The organism is Mycobacterium sp. pW045 (assembly GCF_041287085.1).
Classification (GTDB): Bacteria; Actinomycetota; Actinomycetes; order Mycobacteriales; family Mycobacteriaceae; genus Mycobacterium; species Mycobacterium algericum_A.
In genome coordinates this window covers 493,275-511,305 of the sequence record NZ_JBGGKU010000001.1, presented here as the reverse complement: position 1 = coordinate 511,305, position 18,031 = coordinate 493,275, and the positions used below count along the sequence as shown (strand labels likewise).

Here is an 18,031-nt window from a genome sequence, read left to right as displayed (position 1 = left end):
TGCGGGTTTCCGGCACTATGTCACGCAAAGTGCCGTTGCGCTTCGCCTCGTTGGCGCGCCCCCGGCAGGACTCGAACCTGCGACCACAAGATTAGAAGTCATGTGCTCTATCCACCTGAGCTACGGGGGCAATACAGCCCAGTTTATCGGCTGGTGGCAATGGAGCGGCGCCGGTCTCAGCACGCCGGCCGGTGAAACCAGCGGGAGCCGACGGTCACACCGCGCCAGCGGCATGAGCCAAGGAACGCCCGAGAAGGGCGGTGTCGAACAACCACCACAGTTGTTCGACATGCTTTAGCGTTGAATGGTGCTCGTGAAGAGTGTGAATCAGGAGGGGAACGTGGTGGTCGCGGCGTCGGTGCGCGGGGCAGGCACTGGCGGCGAGCCCTCGGGAGCTTCACATGGGTGACCTCATCGACGCCGCGGGCCTGCCCACCGAACTGGGGGCCGTCGACTACCTGTTGCACCGCGGCGAGGCCAATCCTCGCACCCGGTCGGGAATCATGGGCGTGGAGTTACTCGACACCACCCCGGACTGGAATCGTTTCCGGAGCCTGTTCGAGAACGTGTCCCGGCGGGTACTGCGATTGCGCCAGAAGGTGGTGGTGCCGACGCTGCCGACGGCGGCGCCGCGCTGGGTGGTGGACCCCGACTTCAACCTGGATTTTCACGTGCGCCGGCTCCGGGTGCCCGAACCCGGGGGGCTGCGCGAAGTGCTCGACCTGGCCGAGGTGAGCCTGCAATCACCGCTGGACATTCAGCGGCCGCTGTGGTCGGCGACGTTGGTGGAGGGGTTGGCCGGCGGGCGCGCCGCCACCATGCTGCATCTGAGCCACGCCGTCACCGACGGTGTCGGTGGCGCTGCGATGTTCGGACAGATCTACGACCTGGAACGCGACCCGCCGGCCCGAGCCATGCCGCCGCAACCGGTGCCGCAGGACCTGTCGTCGAACGATTTGATGCGCGACGGCATCAACCACCTGCCGGCCGCGGTGCTCGGCGGCACCCGCGACGTGCTGTTGGGGACGCTGTGGGCGGCCACCCGCACGGTTCGTGATCCGTTGTCGGCGGTGGCCGGCGTCATCGGCTATGTCCGCTCGGGCGCACGGGTGATGAGCCAGGCCGCCGAACCGTCGCCGCTACTGCGGCGACGCAGCCTGAGCAGCCGCACCCAGGCGCTCGACATCCGGCTGGCGGATCTGCACCGGGCCGCCAAGGCCGGCGGCGGATCGATCAACGACGCCTACCTGGCCGCGCTCTCCGGGGCGCTGGGGCGATACCACCGGGCACTGGGTGTCCCGATCGCCACGTTGCCGATGGCGATTCCGGTAAACCTGCGTGCCGAGGCCGATCCCGCGGGCGGTAACCGGTTCACCGGGGTGAACCTGGCCGCCCCGATCGGGGTCGCCGACCCGGTGGAGCGGATGAAACGGATCCGGGCCCAGATGACCCAGCGGCGCGAAGAACCCGCGATGGACGTGATCGGATCCGTGGCGCCGCTGCTGAGCGTCTTCCCGACGCCCGTGCTGGAGAAGATGACCGAGTCGGTGGTCGCGGCCGACGTGCAGGCCAGCAACGTGGCCTTCTATCCCGGCGACACCTACATCGCGGGTGCCAAAGTGTTGCGGCACTACGGAATCGGTCCACTGCCCGGTGTGGCGATGATGGTGGTGCTGATCTCCCGCGGCGGCGAGTGCACCATCACGGTCCGCTACGACCGGGCCGCGGTCCGCGACGAGAAGCTGTTCGGCACCTGTCTGGTGCAGGGATTCGACGAGGTGTTGGCGCTCGCCGGTGACCCGGTGCCGCGCTGTGTGGCGGCATCGTTCGAGTCGGATGCCGAGTCATGACCGGTGAAAAGTCGCCGCCGCGCGACATGCGGCTGCCCGGATCGGTGGCTGAGATCGCCGCCAGCCCGCCCGGTCCCAAGATCGGCGCTTTCTTCGACCTCGACGGCACCCTGGTGGCCGGCTTCACCGCCGTCATTCTCACCCGGGAACGAGTCCGCAGCCGCGACATGGGGATCGGGGAGCTGTTCGGCATGATCCAGGCCGGGCTCAATCACCAACTCGGCCGCATTGAGTTCGAGCAACTCATCACCAAGGCGTCGTCGGCATTGCGGGGCCGCTCGATCAGCGATCTCGACGAGATCGGCGAGCGGTTGTTCGTGCAGAAGATCGCCGGGCGTATCTACCCGGAGATGCGCGAAGTGGTGCGCGCCCATCAGGCCCGCGGGCACACCGTGGTGCTGAGTTCCTCGGCGCTGACCATCCAGGTCGAACCGGTCGCCCGTTTCCTCGGTATCACCAACACCCTGACCAATGCCTTCGTTACCGACGAGAACGGTGTGCTCACCGGGGAGGTGGCCGAACCGATCCTGTGGGGACCGGGGAAAGCCGCCGCGGTGCAGAAATTCGCCGCCGAACACGACATCGATCTGCAGGACAGCTATTTCTACGCCGACGGCGATGAGGACGTCGCGTTGATGCATCTTGTCGGCAACCCCAGGCCGACCAATCCCGAAGGCAAGATGGCCTCGGTCGCGCGCAAGCGGGGGTGGCCGATCCTGCGGTTCAGCAGCCGCGGCAGTGGCGTCGTCGGTCAGCTGCGCAACCTTGCCGCGCTGGGATCGATGGTGCCGGTGGGCGCCGGCGCGATCGGGCTGGGCCTGTTGAGCGGCAGCCGGCGCCGGGGCGTCAACTTCTTCACGGCGTACTTTCCGCAGCTGCTGCTGGGCCTCAACGGTGTGCGGCTCAACGTGATCGGCAAGGAGAACCTCACCGCAACCCGACCCGCGGTGTTCATCTTCAATCATCGCAACCAGGTCGACCCGGTCATCAGCGCAGCGCTGGTGCGCGACAACTGGATCAGCGTCGGCAAACGAGAGCTGGAACGAGACCCGATCGCCGGCCCGCTGGGAAAGCTGACCGAGATGGTGTTCATCGACCGGGACGACGCGGCATCCGCGGTGGAATCCCTGCACGCGGTCGAGGAACGCGCCAAGCGGGGACTGTCGGTGGTGATCGCACCCGAGGGCACCCGGGTCGACACCACCGGGGTAGGGCCGTTCAAGAAGGGGCCGTTCCGTATCGCGATGGCGGCCGGGATTCCGATTGTGCCGATCGTGATCCGCAACGCCGAGGTGGTCGCCGCCCGGGATTCGATGAGCGCCAACCCCGGCACCGTCGATGTCGCGGTGTTCCCGGCGATTTCGGTCGAGGACTGGACAGTCGACGACCTGGCCGACCGAATCGCGGAGATCCGTCAGCTCTATCTGGACACGCTGGCCGACTGGCCGGTCGACGAGTTGCCGCAGTGGTCGCCCACGCCGGCCAAGAAGTCCGCCGCCAAGAAGACGCCGGCCAAAAAGTCCGCCGCCAAGAAGACGCCGGCCAAGAAGGCTTCCGCCAAGAAAGCGGCGGCGCCGAAGGCGAAGAAGACCGCCGGCCCGAAAGAGGTGCCGTGACGACATCCCCGGCCACCGACCCCGCCGATCACTCCGGATCCACCGTGACCGGCGACACGCTCGTGCTGGCATTCGTGTCGTCGGACGTGGAGGCGGGCCTGGTCCGGGATTGGGTGGATCGGTACCGGCAGGCGAATCCCGATGTGCTCGCCGAGCTGTTCCCGCTGGAACCGGACAGGCCGCCGTCGACGATGGCTCGGCTGGTGGGACAGCTCGAACGCGACGAACAGCGCTCGGTCCTGCCGGTGCGAGTGTTCTGGATGCCGCGTGCCGGAGCGTCAGCGCTGTCCCGAGTGGCCGCGCTGCTGCCCGGCCGTAACCCATACCGGCCCGGTGAGCGTCAGCAACGTCAGATCGTGCGTACCGACTCGGCGCTGGCCCGGGTGGTCGCCGGTGAACCGGCCACCGTCGCCCAGCTGCGCGAGCAGTGGCGTGAGAACACCGTCGGCGACAACCCCCGCGACTTCGCGCACTTCGTCACCCGGCGGGCGGTGCTGGCGCTGGAACGTGCCGAATACCGAATCCTGGGGCCACAGTACAAGTCGCCGCGGCTGGTAAAGCCGGAGATCTTGGCCTCCGCCCGTTTTCGCGAGGGACTCAAGGCCATTCCCGGTGCCACGCTCGAAGAGGCGGGCAAGATGCTCGACGAGCTGTCCACCGGGTGGAGTCGTGTCTCCGTCGACCTGGTCGGGGTGCTGACCCGGTTGCTCAGCCGCGGCTTCGACCCCGAGATCGACTACGACGAGTATCAGGTGGCCGCGCTGCGCACCGCGCTGGAAAGCCATCCCGCGGTGCTGCTGTTCTCCCACCGCTCCTACATCGACGGTGCGGTCATGCCGGTCGCGATGGCCGAGAACCGGCTGCCGCCGGTTCACGTATTCGCCGGGATCAACCTGTCTTTCGGATTGATGGGACCGCTACTGCGCCGGGCCGGGGTGATCTTCATCCGGCGTAGCATCGGCAACAACCCGCTCTACAAGTACGTGCTCAAGGAGTACGTCGGCTACGTGATGGAGAAACGGTTCAACCTGAGCTGGTCCATCGAGGGAACCCGGTCGCGCACCGGCAAGATGCTGCCCCCCAAGCTGGGGCTGATGACCTACGTCGCCGATGCATACCTGGATGACCGCACTGATGATGTGCTGCTGCAAGGTGTTTCGATCAGCTTCGATCAGTTACACGAGACCGACGAATATGCCGCCTACGCCCGCGGTGGGGAGAAGACACCGGAGGGTGCTCGCTGGCTCTATCGGTTCATCAAGGCGCAGGGCGAACGCAGCTACGGCAAGATCTACGTGCGTTTCCCCGAAGCGGTGTCGATGCGCCAGTACCTCGGTGCCCCCGACGGTCCCGCGGCGACCGATCCGGATGCCAAGCGGCTGGCCATGCAGAAGATGGCCATCGAGGTGGCATGGCGGATTCAGCGCGTCACCCCGATCAGTGCCACCGGTCTGGTGTCGGCGCTGCTGTTGACCACCCACGGGCTGGCGTTGACGCTGGACCAGATCCATCATTCGCTGCAAGACGGTCTGGACTTTCTGGAACGCAAGCAGACCCCGATCTCCACCAGCGCGCTGCGGCTGCGCAGCCGCGACGGGGTGCGCGCGGCGGTCGATGCGATGTCCAACGGGCACCCGGTCACCCGCGTCGACGGGGGCCGCGAGTCGGTGTGGCGGATCGCCCCCGAGGACGAGCACGCCGCCTCGTTCTACCGCAATTCGGTCATCCACGCCTTCCTGGAGACCTCGATCGTCGAGCTGGCACTGGCTCACGCCCGTCGCGGCGAGGGTGACCGGCTCGAGGCGTTCTGGACTCAGGCGATGCGGTTGCGGGACCTGCTGAAGTTCGATTTCTACTTCGCCGACTCGGCCACGTTCCGCGACAACATCGCCGAGGAGATGTCCTGGTTCTCCGATTGGGAGTCGCGGGTCGCCGCCGGTGGCGCCGAGGTCGACGGGATTCTGTCGGAGAAAACCCCGGTGACCTCCGATGTCATGCTGCGGGTTTTCTTCGAGGCCTACGAGATCGTCGCCGACGTGCTCTGCGATGCGCCGGCCGACGTCGGCGAGCAGGAACTGACCCAGTCGGCCCTGGGGGTCGGCCGCCAGTACGTGGCGCAGGGGCGGGTCCGCAGCAGTGAGTCGGTGTCCACCTTGCTGTTCGCCACGGCATGCCAAGTCGTCGCCGACCAGGAGCTGTTGGAGAACACCGCGGACCTGGCCGAGCGCCGCCGGGCGTTCCGGGCTGAATTACGGAGCATCCTGAAGGACTCCGACCACATCGCCCGGATCGCCCGGGAGGCATTCGTCGCCCGAGACACCGAGATGCGCCGGTATTGGCGTGGAGTGGCCGGCCAATAGCGCCGCGGCGCCTCGATACGCGGAGTTTCGGGAGCGCACCATACGCTGGGACCATGACCTCTGCTCCGGCCACCCGTGCCCGCTCGGCCAAGTTCGTGCCGGTGCTGGCCGGGGTGGCGATCCTGGCCGGCGGTACCGCCGCCGCGATCGCCGCGTTGTCGCTGGCCGATGCCCTGACGGTGACCGGCCTGCCCGATCCGGGCCCGGTGACGACCCTGGGCCTGCCGTTCGTGCGGGCGGTCGGCGAGATCGCCGCGGTGTTGGCGGTCGGCTCGTTTCTGCTCGCCGCGTTCCTGGTGCCGCCACAATCCAGCGGTGTGCTCGACGTCGCCGGCTACCGCGCCCTGCGGCTGGGCGCCGTGGCGTCGGGGATCTGGGCGGTGTGCGCGGCGCTGCTGGTGCCGCTGACCATCTCCGATGTCTCCGGACACCCCCTGTCGGAGTTCCTGAATCCGGCCACCACCTGGTCGCTGACCGGGATGATCAACACCGCGTCCGCGTGGCGATGGACGGCAGCTCTCGCCGCGGCGGTGACCTTGGTCAGCCTGGCGGTGCTGCGCTGGTCCTGGACGCCGGTGCTGCTGGCGGGTTCGCTGTTCACCCTCGTCCCGCTGGGTCTGACCGGGCACTCGGCGGCCGGCGGCTCACATGATTTGGCCACCAACAGCCTGCTGATCCACCTGGCCGCGGCCGGGCTGTGGGCCGGCGGTCTGTTCGCGCTGTTGGTACACGCGCTGCGCGGCGGTGAACACGCCGGTCTGGCGGCCCGGCGGTTCTCCGCGGTGGCGTTGTGGTGCTTTGTGGCCATGGGATTGTCCGGGGTGCTCAACGCGCTGGTGCGCGTCGCCCCGTCGGACCTGCTGACCAGCGAGTACGGCCGATTGGTGCTGGCCAAGGTCGTCGCGCTGTGCCTGCTCGGTGTGCTGGGCTGGCAGCAGCGGCGCAGCGGGGTCGCGGCGCTGCGGACCGACCCGCCGTCGAGCGCCGCGCTGATCCGGCTGGCCCTGGTCGAGGCCGCTATCCTCGCGGCCACCTTCGGGATCGCGGTCGGACTGGGGCGAACCCCTCCGCCGCCACCGCCAGTGCTGAACCCGTCGGTGCCGATGGTGAAGATCGGCTACGACTTCGCCGGCCCGCCCACCGTGGCGCGGATCCTGTTCGACTGGCGGTTCGACGTGATCTTCGGCACCGCCGCAGTGGTGCTGGCTGCCGTCTACCTGGCCGGTGTGCTGCGCCTGCGACGCCGCGGCGACGCCTGGCCGGCGGGCCGCACCACGGCTTGGCTGCTGGGCTGTGCGACGCTGCTCGTCGCCACCTCGTCGGGAACCGGGCGCTACATGCCGGCGATGTTCAGCATGCACATGGTGGTGCACATGCTGCTGTCGATGCTGGTGCCGATCCTGCTGGTGCTGGGCGGGCCGACCACGTTGGCGCTGCGGGCGCTGCCAGCCGCCGGGCGCGGCGAACCGCCCGGAATGCGGGAATGGCTGTTGGCGGCACTGCACAGCCGGGTCTCGCGATTTTTCACCAACCCGGTCATCGCGGCGGTGATCTTCGTCGCCGGCTTCTACGGGCTGTACTTCAGCACCATCTTCGACTCGATCGTCGGCAGCCACGCGGGGCACGTCGCGATGAACGTGCACTTCATGCTCAGCGGCTACCTCTTCTACTGGGTCGTGATCGGGGTGGATCCCACTCCGCGTCCGATCTCACCGCTGGCCAGACTGGCGGTGGTGTTCGCCTCGCTGCCGATGCACGGCTTCTTCGGGGTGCTGCTGATGGGCATGCACAAGGTGCTGGGCGAGTGGTTCTATGCCAGCCTGGGGTTGCCCTGGCACACCGACCTGGCCGGAGATCAGCACCTGGGTGGGGGAATCACTTGGGCGGCAGGGGAATTGCCGCTGGTGATGGTGATGATCGCGCTATTGGTGCAGTGGCATCGCAGTGATAGCCGGACGGCGAAACGGATGGACCGGTCCGCCGACCGGGACGACGACGCCGAGTTGGCCGCCTATAACGCGATGCTGGCCCAGGTGGCTCGCCGCGACGCCCTCGGGCGGCACTGACGCTATTCGCGCAATCCGGTCTCGGCGATGGCGTCCGCTTCCTGCTCGGTTGCCACCGAAGGCCCCGAGCCCGGCAGCACCTTCCCGGCCGTCTCGGGCGTGAACCACAGCGTGATCGCGCCCACGACGCCCGCGGCCATGAGGATGAAGGCCGGCAACATCACGTTGCCGGTTCCCGAGACCAGCGTCTCGGCGACCAGCGGAGTGGTGCCACCGAACAACGAGACCGAGATGTTGAATCCGATGGCCACCGCGAAAAAGCGCACCTGGGTGGGGAACAGCGCGGGCAGCGTCGACGGTGTGGTGCTGTTGAAGCACACCAGCATCAGCCCGATGAGCAGCACACCGAGTAGCCGGATCGGATAGCTTCCGCCGTGGCGGATCAGTAGGAACGCCGGCACGGAGCCGAAGATCAGTAGGCTGCTGCCGGTCCACAGCAGCGGCTTGCGGCCGATGCGATCAGACAATCTGGCCAGCGGCATCACGACGATCAACATCATCACCAGCGCCACCACGATCATCGTCAGCCCGCGGCTGCCGCTGATACCGCCGACCTGTTTGAAGTACGTCGGCAGGTAGCCGGTGAGCATGTAGTTGGTGACGTTCTCCGCCAGCACCAGGCCCATGCAGATCAACAGCCCGCTGCGCTGTCCCACGACGGTCTGCCGGAACTGCTGCCACCCGGTTTCGCCGGCCACCGAGTTGTCCTCACCGGCCTGCCCCAGCTCTTCAAAGGCCGGTGATTCATCGATGCGCAGCCGCATGTACAGCGTGACGAACGCCAGTGGCACGCCCAGCAGGAAGGGGACTCGCCAGCCCCAGTGCAGCATGTCCGAAACCGGCAGTTGGGACTGGATCAGCGTGACCACGCCGGCGCCGGTGATGTAGCCGCCCAGTGTGCCCAACGGCAGATATCCGGTCAGCGCGCCCCGGCTGCGGTCCGGGGCGTGTTCGCTGACGTAGGTCATCGCGCCGACGTACTCGCCGCCGGTGGAGAAGCCCTGCATCAGCTTGGTGATGATCAGCAGGATCGGAGCCCAGACCCCGATCGCCTCGTAGGACGGCAGCAGTCCCGTGATGGTGGTGCCGATCGCCATCAGCGAGACGGTCATGATCAGGACCTTCTTGCGGCCGATGCGGTCACCGAGCGCGCCGAAGAATATCCCGCCGAACGGCCGCACCGCGAAAGCTGCCGCCAAGGTGCCGAACGTGGCGATCAGACCCACCGCGCTGGAGCTGTCGCCGGGGTAGAAGACCTGCGCGAGCGTGGTGGCGAGGAAGCCGTAGATGCCGAAGTCGTACCACTCCATGAAGTTGCCGACAGCAGTGCCGGCGATCGAGCGTTGCATGGCTTTTGGGTCCGAGACCCGGATTTCGTCGCGTGCCCATGTGCTGCGGTCGGTGTGTGCACCGCTGCCGGACTGGCCTTTGGTATCCACCGCTAAGCAAGGTATACCAACGGTTTCATCGTGGTGCGGTGCCCCTGCCGGGTCCGCGTGGTCGAGGGCACCTAGCATGACGGGCATGCGCAGGCTTCCCGCCGTACTGACTGTTGCGAGTGCCGCCGCTGCCCTGGTCGCCGGTTGCTCGTCCACCCCGCCAACCGCGCCGTCGGTTTCGTCGTCTGCTGTCACCTCGACAGTCGCGCCGACCACCGCGCCGGCCTCCGCGCCGACGGCGTCGTCGGCTCCCGAATCACCGTCGGCTGTGGAATCGCCCACGTCTTCGAAGCCGTCGGCCACGTCCTCGAAAAAGGCCAGCGAGCCACTACCGACCGCCGCAGCGATTCTCAAGGATTCCAGCGTCACCACCGCAGCAGTCGACAGCGCGCACCTGAGTCTGTCGGCGAGCAGCAGTATCGAGAACATGGCGATCAGCGCGCTCGACGGCGACGTGACCCGGCAGCCTGCCGAGGCGGCGAAGGGCTACGCCAAGATCAGGTACCGGGGGGCGCCGGCTTACGTGGAGTTCGTGGTGTTCGGGGGCGACCTCTACGTGTCGCAAGATGAGGGCCGGTGGATCGACTACGGGCCTGCCGCGAACTTCTACGACGTGGCGTCGATCCTGAGCCCGGATACCGGACTCGCCGAGATGCTGACCGAGTTCATCGACCCGGAGGTCGAGGGCCGCGAGACGATCGAGCTGGGCACTGACGAAGTGCACACCGTCCGGATCAGCGGCCAGGTGTCGGCCCGCGCGGCGAAGAAGATCGTGCCGCAGTTGCAGGCCACCAAACGCACGTCGTGCACGGTCTGGATCCAGGAGACCGGTGATCATCACCTGGTGGCGCTCAAGCTGGCGTCCGGTGCCGACGAGTCCGTTGTGATCACCTTCTCGAATTGGAATGCGCCGGTGAGCGTCGCCAAGCCGCGGGTGTAGCACCGCTGTCGGGGTTATCCCCAGTTCGTATTCCTTCCACAGCCGGCCGTGACAGCCACGGTCGGCCCGCCCCGGTTGTCGGCTGCTGCGGGCTCAATGGGTGCAGCACCGGCGGGCTGATCGCGTCCGCCGCAACCAGGAAGGAAACCCGCAATGTACGAAACGAACTTGACCGTGGTGGGCAACGTGGCCTCCGATCCGATCCGCCGCCGGGTGGGGGAGCACGAACTCATCAAGTTCCGGGTCGCAAGCAACTCGCGCCGGCGTGGCGCCGACGGCAACTGGGAGGCGGGCAACTCACTGTTCGTCACGGTCAACTGCTGGGACAAATTGGTCACCGGAGTGGGCGCATCGTTGAGTAAGGGCCTGCCGGTCGTGGTGGTCGGGCACGTGTTCACCAGCGAGTACGAGGACAGGGACGGCGTTCGGCGCTCATCGGTGGAGCTGCGCGCCACGGCGGTCGGACCGGATCTGGCTCGGTGCGCCGCGCGCGTCGAGAAGATCATCGCCGCCGGACCGGACCAGCCGCCGGCCGCTCTTCCCGCCGACGCCGACCCGGGGCTTGCGGGCGGGGAACCGGGTGCCGAGGCCGCTGACACCGCCGAGGCCGACGATGGGATGGCGCTGACCGCCTGACCAGCGCCCGACGGTCGCGCCGGCTCGACCGCCTAGGATGGGCCGCGAGCAAATTCGCGAGACCAGGAGGCGACACCGCGGTATGGCTGAGTTCATCTACACGATGAGGAAGGTCCGCAAGGCGCACGGCGACAAGGTCATCCTCGACGACGTCACGTTGAGTTTCCTGCCAGGCGCCAAGATCGGTGTGGTCGGCCCCAACGGGGCCGGCAAGTCGAGCGTCTTGCGGATCATGGCGGGTCTGGACACCCCCAACAACGGCGACGCGTTCCTCGCTCCGGGGGCCAGCGTCGGCATCCTCCAACAGGAGCCGCCGCTGAACGAGGAGAAGACCGTCCGCGGCAACGTCGAGGAGGGCCTCGGCGACATCAAGGTCAAGCTGGACCGGTTCAACGAAGTCGCCGAACTGATGGCCACCGACTACTCCGACGAGCTGATGGAGGAGATGGGCCGGCTGCAGGAGGAGCTCGACCACGCCAACGCATGGGACATCGACTCGCAGCTCGAGCAGGCCATGGACGCGCTGCGCTGCCCGCCGCCCGACGAGCCGGTGACCAACCTCTCCGGTGGTGAGCGGCGGCGCGTCGCGCTGTGCAAGCTGTTGCTGTCCAAGCCTGATCTGCTGCTGCTCGACGAGCCCACCAACCACCTCGACGCCGAGAGTGTGCAGTGGCTGGAATCGCACCTGGCCAGCTACCCGGGCGCGATCCTGGCGGTGACCCACGACCGCTACTTCCTCGACAACGTGGCGGAATGGATCCTCGAGCTCGACCGCGGCCGGGCCTACCCCTACGAGGGCAACTACTCGACCTATCTGGAGAAGAAGGCCGAGCGCATCGCGGTGGCCGGCCGCAAGGACGCCAAGCTGCAGAAGCGGCTGCAAGAGGAGCTGGCCTGGGTGCGCTCGGGCGCCAAGGCGCGTCAGGCCAAGAACAAGGCCCGCCTGCAGCGCTACGAGGAGATGGTGGCCGAGGCGGAGAAGACCCGCAAACTCGACTTCGAGGAGATCCAGATCCCGGTCGGGCCGCGGCTGGGCAACCTGGTCGTGGAGGTCAAAAACCTCGACAAGGGCTTTGGCGGGCGCATGCTCATCAAGGACCTGTCATTCACGTTGCCCCGCAACGGCATCGTCGGAGTGATCGGCCCCAACGGGGTCGGCAAGACCACACTGTTCAAGACCATCGTCGGCCTCGAGGAACCCGACAGCGGCACGGTCAAAGTCGGCGAGACGGTCAAGCTCAGCTACGTCGACCAGTCCCGGGCGGGCATCGACCCGAAAAAGACGGTCTGGGAGGTGGTCTCCGACGGGCTCGACCACATCCAGGTCGGGCAGAACGAAATCCCGTCGCGTGCCTACGTGTCGGCGTTCGGCTTCAAAGGCCCCGACCAGCAGAAGCCGGCCGGAGTGCTCTCCGGCGGCGAACGCAACCGGCTGAACCTGGCGCTGACCCTCAAAGAGGGCGGCAACCTGATCCTGCTCGACGAGCCGACCAACGACCTGGACGTCGAAACCCTGGGTTCGCTGGAGAACGCGCTGGTGAACTTCCCGGGCTGTGCGGTGGTGATCTCCCACGACCGCTGGTTCCTCGACCGCACCTGCACCCACATCCTGGCCTGGGAAGGCGACGCGGATGATGAGGCCAAATGGTTCTGGTTCGAAGGCAACTTCGGCGCCTACGAGGAGAACAAGATCGAACGCCTCGGAGCCGAGGCGGCGCGTCCGCATCGAGTGACCCACCGCAGACTCACCCGCGACTAGTGTGAGGCCGGTAGCGGCGCTGCCGGAGCTGACACGTGCTCAGGAGGGGTGGGGATGACGGAATCCACCGAGCGGCGAACAGCCGCATGGACAACGCTTCCCGATCCCGCTCAGCCACACGACATCCCCGACTGGGTCGCGGGCGCCTATGTCGCCACCTACCGGGGCCCACACAGCGATGCGCTGACCGGCGACGACCGGTCCGGTGAGGATTTGGCCGGACGGGCCGCGGCTGTGGTGACGCCGTCGTTGCTGGCAGCCCACGCCCGGCTGGCGCAACACCGGCCTGCCGGTGAAACCCGGGTCGGCGTCTACGCCGCCGACGACGCCGCCGGTTTCGGCCCGGCCCTGCAAGCGGTCACCGGGCATGCCGGCATGTTGGTGGATTCCGTGGCGGTGCTGCTTCACCGGCTGGGGGTGGCCTACACCGGCATCATGACGCCGGTGTTCACCGTTGGCCGCGACGCCGACGGCGAACTTCGCTGGGTCGCGCCGAAGCCTTCGGACGGCGACAAGTCGGCAGACGGTTCGGCCGGCGAGACCTGGATTCATGTTCAGCTCTCACCGTCGGTCAGCCGCGAAGCGCTGGCCGAGGCCAAACAGCTGCTGCCCCACGTGATGGCCGACGTCCGCCAGGTCGCCACCGACTCGCAGGCGATGCACGATGCGCTCAACACCCTGGCCGGGGACGTCGAAACCAACGCGCACGGGCACTACACCGCGCCGGACCGCGACGATGTCGCCGCGCTGCTGCGCTGGCTGGCCGACGGGCACTTCGTGCTGCTCGGCTACCAACGCGGCGTGGTCCGTGACGGGCAGGTGCTGGTCGACGACGCCGACCGGCTGGGCGTGCTGCAGACGCGGAAGTCGGTGCGGCCCATGCTCACCGGTGATGACCTACTGACCCTGGCGCAGGCCACCGTGCCCAGCTACATGCGTTTCGGCTCACACACCTACGTGGTGGTGATCCGGGAGAACACCGGTGAGGACATCGTCGCGCACCGTTTCGTCGGGCTGTTCACCGCCGGCGCCATGAACGCCGATGTCTTCGAGATCCCGGTCATCTCCCGGACCGTGCGCCACGCACTGGCGCTCTCGGAGAGCGAGCCGGGTCACCCGGGCCAGTTGCTGCTCGACATCATCCAAACCGTCCCGCGCTCAGAGCTTTTCGCGATCAGCTCCGAGCAACTGCTGAACATGGCGATGGCCGTTGCCAACCTGGGCTCGCGGCGCGGCGCGTTGCTGTTCCTGCGAGGCGACCGGACCGGGCGCTTCGTGTCATGCCTGGTGTACCTGCCGCGTGACCGCTACACCACCCCGGTCCGGCTGCAGATGGAGGAGATCCTGGCCGCCGAGTTCGGTGGCGTCGGCGTGGAGTACAGCGCCCGGGTCAGCGAAGCCCCTTGGGCGCTGATCCATTTCATGGTCCGGCTGCCCACTGACCCGAAGGCGCGCACCGTCGACACCTCCGAGGCCAACCGGGTGCGGATCCAGGCGCGGTTGACCGAGGCCAGCCGCACCTGGGCGGACCGGATGATCGGCGCGGCGGGCGGAACCCCGGTAGAACAGCACGCGCAGCACTACGCGGCGGCGTTCACCGGGACCTACAAGCAGGCCGTGACACCGGCAGAAGCCGTCGAGGACATCGCGATCATCGAGGCGGTGACCGATGGCTCGGTCCGATTGGTGGTCTCCGACTACGGCAAGGCCGACGCGGTCCCATTGACGTGGTTCCTCGGCGGACGCGGTGCCTCATTGAGTCAGCTGCTGCCGATGCTGCAGTCCATGGGTGTGGTGGTGCTCGAGGAGCGGCCGTTCACCGTCACCCGCACCGATGGTCTGACGGTGTGGATCTACAAGTTCAAGCTGTCGCCGCACCCCAGCATCGACATTCCGGCAACCGACGCCGAACGCGACGCCGCCCAGCGACGCTTCGCCGACGGAGTCACCGCGATCTGGGAGGGCCGTGTCGAGATCGACCGGTTCAACGAGCTGGTGCTACGCGCCGGCCTGGCCTGGCAGCAGGTGGTGGTGCTGCGCGGCTACGCCAAATACCTGCGTCAGGCGCGTTTTCCCTACAGCGAGAGCCACATCGCCTCGGTGCTCAATGATCGCCCGGGCACCGCGCGGGCGTTGGTGGCGTTGTTCGAGGCGTTGTTCGATCCGTCCCGATCGTCTCGCGGCCGCGATGCGCAGGCGGCGGCCGCCGACGTGGCAGCCGATATCGACGCGGTGGTCAGCCTGGACACCGACCGGGTGCTGCGCGCGTTCGCCTCGCTGATCCAGGCCACGTTGCGCACCAACTACTTCGTGACCCGCGCCGAGTCGGCTCGCGCCCAAAATGTCTTGGCGTTCAAGCTGGACCCCCAATTGATCGACGAATTGCCGCTACCGCGGCCCAAATTCGAGATCTTCGTCTACTCGCCCCGCGTCGAAGGGGTGCACCTGCGATTCGGGTTCGTCTCGCGCGGTGGACTGCGGTGGTCGGACCGTCGTGAGGACTACCGCACCGAGATCCTCGGACTGGTCAAGGCCCAAGAGGTCAAGAACGCCGTCATCGTCCCGGTCGGCGCCAAGGGCGGATTCGTGGTCAAACGCCCCCCGATGCCCACCGGCGACCCCGGCGCCGACCGTGAAGCCACCCGCCAGGAGGGCATCGCCTGCTACAAGCTGCTGATCTCGGGCATGCTCGACGTCACCGACAACGTCGACCACGTCACCCACGCCGTCAGCGCGCCCCCGGAGGTGGTGCGCCGCGACGGCGACGATGCCTACCTGGTGGTCGCCGCCGACAAGGGAACCGCCAGTTTCTCCGACATCGCCAATGAGGTCGCGCAATCCTACGGCTACTGGCTCGGCGATGCGTTCGCCTCCGGTGGATCAGTCGGCTACGACCACAAGGAAATGGGCATCACCGCCAAGGGCGCCTGGGAATCGGTCAAGCGGCACTTCCGCGAGATGGGGATCGACACCCAGACCCAGAACTTCACCGTCGTCGGCATCGGGGACATGAGCGGCGACGTGTTCGGAAACGGAATGCTGCGCAGCGAACATATCCGGTTGCTGGCCGCGTTCGACCACCGGCACATCTTCTTGGATCCGGACCCGGATGCGGCCCGGTCCTTCGCCGAGCGGCAGCGGCTGTTCGACCTGCCCCGATCCAGTTGGGACGACTACGACAAGGCGCTGATCAGTGCCGGTGGCGGTGTCTATCAGCGCGAGCTGAAATCGGTGCCGATCAGCCCGCAAATGCGAGCGGTGCTGGGCCTTGATGAGGGAGTCACCGAACTGCACCCGCCCGCGCTGATCCGGGCGATTTTGTGCGCGCCGGTGGACCTGTTGTTCAACGGCGGCATCGGAACCTACATCAAGGCCGAGACCGAATCCGACAGCGACGTCGGCGATCGCGCCAACGATCTGGTCCGGGTGAACGGAAACCAGTTGCGCGCCAAGGTGATCGGTGAAGGCGGGAACCTCGGCGTGACACCGCTGGGCCGCGTCGAGTTCGACCTGGCCGGCGGCCGGATCAACACCGACGCGCTGGACAATTCGGCCGGTGTCGACTGCTCCGACCACGAGGTCAACATCAAGATTCTGATCGACTCGCTGATCACGCGCGGCAAGCTCGACCCCGCCGACCGGCCACAGCTGCTGGCGTCGATGACCGAGGAAGTCAGTGCGCTGGTGCTGGCCGACAACACCGCACAGAACGACCTGATGGGCACCAGCCGGGCCAATGCGGCCAGCCTGCTGCCGGTGCATGCCGACCAGATCCGGCACCTGGTGGCCGACCGCGGTCTGAACCGTGAGCTGGAGGCGCTGCCGTCGGAGAAGGAGATCGCCCGGCGCTCCGAAGCCGGGCTGGGCCTGGCGTCACCGGAACTGGCCACGCTGATGGCGCACGTCAAGTTGACCCTCAAGGCTGCGGTGCTGGCAACCGACATGCCGGAACAGGACGTGTTCGCGGCCCGGTTGCCGCAGTACTTCCCGCGTGTGCTGCAGCAGCGGTTCACACCCGAGATCCGCTCGCATCAGCTGCGCCGCGAGATCGTGACCACCATGCTGATCAACGATGTGGTGGACACCGCCGGCATCACCTACGCCTTCCGGATCACCGAGGACGTGGGTGTCGAGCTGACCGACGCGGTACGCGCCTACGTGGCGACCGACGCGATCTTCGGGGTGGGCGAGCTGTGGCGCCGGATCCGGGTGGCCGGCGAGCAGGACGGACTTCCGGTGGCCGTCTGCGACCGGATGACGCTGGATCTGCGTCGGCTCATCGACCGCGCCGGGCGCTGGCTGCTCAACTACCGTCCGCAACCGTTGGCGGTGGGCGCCGAGATCAACCGGTTCGCCGAACAGGTCGGGCAGTTGACGCCGCGGATGTCGGAATGGCTGCGCGGCGCCGACGCCGGCATCGTCGCCAAGCACACCGGTGAGTTCCGGGATCAAGGCGTACCCGAGGATCTTGCCGCCCTCATCGCCATGGGACTGTACCGCTACAGCCTGCTCGATGTCATCGACGTCGCCGACATCACCGAGCGCGACGCCGCCGAGGTTGCCGACACCTACTTCGCGCTGATGGACCGGCTCGGCACCGACGGGCTGCTGACCGCGGTGGCGCAATTGCCGCGGGCTGACCGCTGGCATGCCTTGGCGCGGTTGGCGATCCGTGATGACATCTACAATTCGGTGCGGTCGCTGTGCTTGGACGTGCTGGCGGTCGGCGAACCGGACGAGGACGGGATGCAGAAAATCACCGAGTGGGAATCGACCAACGGGTCACGGGTGGAACGGGCGCGGCGCACCTTGACCCAGATCTACCGATCCGATCAGCGGGATCTGGCCGCACTGTCGGTGGCCGCGCGGCAGCTCCGCAGCATGACCCGGGCCAGCGGCCGGGGATCGGCGTCATGAGCAAACTCGCCGGCGACGATGCCGTGAAACCGGGTTTCATCGCCGCAGTTCCGGTGCGCTGGTCGGACATCGACATGTACCAGCACGTCAACCACGCGACCATGGTCACCATCCTCGAAGAGGCGCGGGTGCCGTTCCTGTCGCCGGCGTTCGCGGTCGACATCACCAGCGTGGGCCTGCTGATCGCCGAGGTGAAGGTCACCTACAAGGGACAGCTGCGGCTGACGGACTCGCCGTTGCAGGTGACGATGTGGATCTCACGGCTGCGCACAGTGGACTTCACCATCGGCTACGAGGTGCGCTCGGTCAGCGCCGCACCGGATTCGAAGCCGGCGGTGATTGCCGAAAGCCAGTTGGCCGCCTTCAGCATCGACGAGCAGAAGCTGGTGCGGCTGTCACCGGCGCACCGGGAGTACCTGCAGCGGTGGACACGCTGAGCAGGCCGGGT

General features: G+C 67.4%; 10 protein-coding genes and 1 tRNA gene. 9 read left to right on the top strand and 2 right to left on the bottom strand.

What is annotated here, in order from left to right; genetic code table 11:
- Positions 1–56: 56 nt before the first annotated feature.
- Positions 57–130 (bottom strand) — tRNA-Arg (locus ACAG20_RS02250).
- A 271-nt stretch (positions 131–401) separates the two neighbouring features.
- On the opposite strand from ACAG20_RS02250, the gene ACAG20_RS02245 reads away from it, so the two are divergent.
- From ACAG20_RS02245 to ACAG20_RS02230, 4 genes are read left to right on the top strand one after another with little or no spacing between them, the layout of a single operon-like run.
- A complete protein-coding gene (locus tag ACAG20_RS02245; protein ID WP_370491366.1) occupies positions 402–1,850 on the top strand; it encodes a wax ester/triacylglycerol synthase family O-acyltransferase in 1,449 nt (482 codons plus the stop codon).
- Complete coding sequence (locus ACAG20_RS02240) at positions 1,847–3,466, top strand: HAD-IB family hydrolase (protein ID WP_370491365.1); 1,620 nt, start codon at positions 1,847–1,849, stop codon at positions 3,464–3,466. Before ACAG20_RS02245 ends, ACAG20_RS02240 begins: the two co-directional genes overlap by 4 nt.
- Positions 3,463–5,826 (top strand): glycerol-3-phosphate 1-O-acyltransferase, encoded by a 2,364-nt coding sequence (locus ACAG20_RS02235; protein ID WP_370491364.1) that lies wholly within the window; start codon positions 3,463–3,465, stop codon positions 5,824–5,826. The genes ACAG20_RS02240 and ACAG20_RS02235 overlap by 4 nt, the downstream gene beginning before the upstream one ends.
- Positions 5,827–5,879: 53 nt before the next feature.
- Positions 5,880–7,892, top strand: a complete 2,013-nt coding sequence (locus ACAG20_RS02230; RefSeq protein ID WP_370491363.1) for a cytochrome c oxidase assembly protein — start codon at positions 5,880–5,882, stop codon at positions 7,890–7,892.
- Between the two features lie 2 nt (positions 7,893–7,894).
- On the opposite strand, the gene ACAG20_RS02225 is transcribed toward ACAG20_RS02230, so the two are convergent.
- Positions 7,895–9,241: an MFS transporter gene (locus ACAG20_RS02225; protein WP_112683876.1), complete on the bottom strand. Its 1,347-nt coding sequence runs from the start codon at positions 9,239–9,241 to the stop codon at positions 7,895–7,897.
- 175 nt (positions 9,242–9,416) lie between these two features.
- On the opposite strand from ACAG20_RS02225, the gene ACAG20_RS02220 reads away from it, so the two are divergent.
- The 5 genes from ACAG20_RS02220 to ACAG20_RS02200 all read left to right on the top strand — a co-directional run bounded on the left by ACAG20_RS02220 (position 9,417) and on the right by ACAG20_RS02200 (position 18,020).
- On the top strand, positions 9,417–10,271 hold the full coding sequence (locus tag ACAG20_RS02220) for an LppX_LprAFG lipoprotein (RefSeq protein ID WP_205868799.1): 855 nt from the start codon (positions 9,417–9,419) through the stop codon (positions 10,269–10,271).
- Between the two features lie 153 nt (positions 10,272–10,424).
- Positions 10,425–10,907 carry a single-stranded DNA-binding protein gene (locus ACAG20_RS02215; RefSeq protein ID WP_370491362.1) on the top strand — a complete coding sequence of 161 codons (483 nt, stop codon included), beginning with the start codon at positions 10,425–10,427 and terminating at the stop codon, positions 10,905–10,907.
- A gap of 82 nt (positions 10,908–10,989) precedes the next feature.
- Positions 10,990–12,666, top strand: a complete 1,677-nt coding sequence (gene ettA, locus ACAG20_RS02210) for an energy-dependent translational throttle protein EttA (RefSeq protein WP_112683849.1) — start codon at positions 10,990–10,992, stop codon at positions 12,664–12,666.
- 54 nt (positions 12,667–12,720) lie between these two features.
- A complete protein-coding gene (locus ACAG20_RS02205) occupies positions 12,721–17,583 on the top strand; it encodes an NAD-glutamate dehydrogenase (RefSeq protein ID WP_370491361.1) in 4,863 nt (1,620 codons plus the stop codon).
- Entirely contained in the window at positions 17,580–18,020 is a 441-nt protein-coding gene (locus tag ACAG20_RS02200; protein ID WP_370491360.1) for an acyl-CoA thioesterase, read from the top strand. The genes ACAG20_RS02205 and ACAG20_RS02200 overlap by 4 nt, the downstream gene beginning before the upstream one ends.
- Positions 18,021–18,031: the final 11 nt, after the last annotated feature.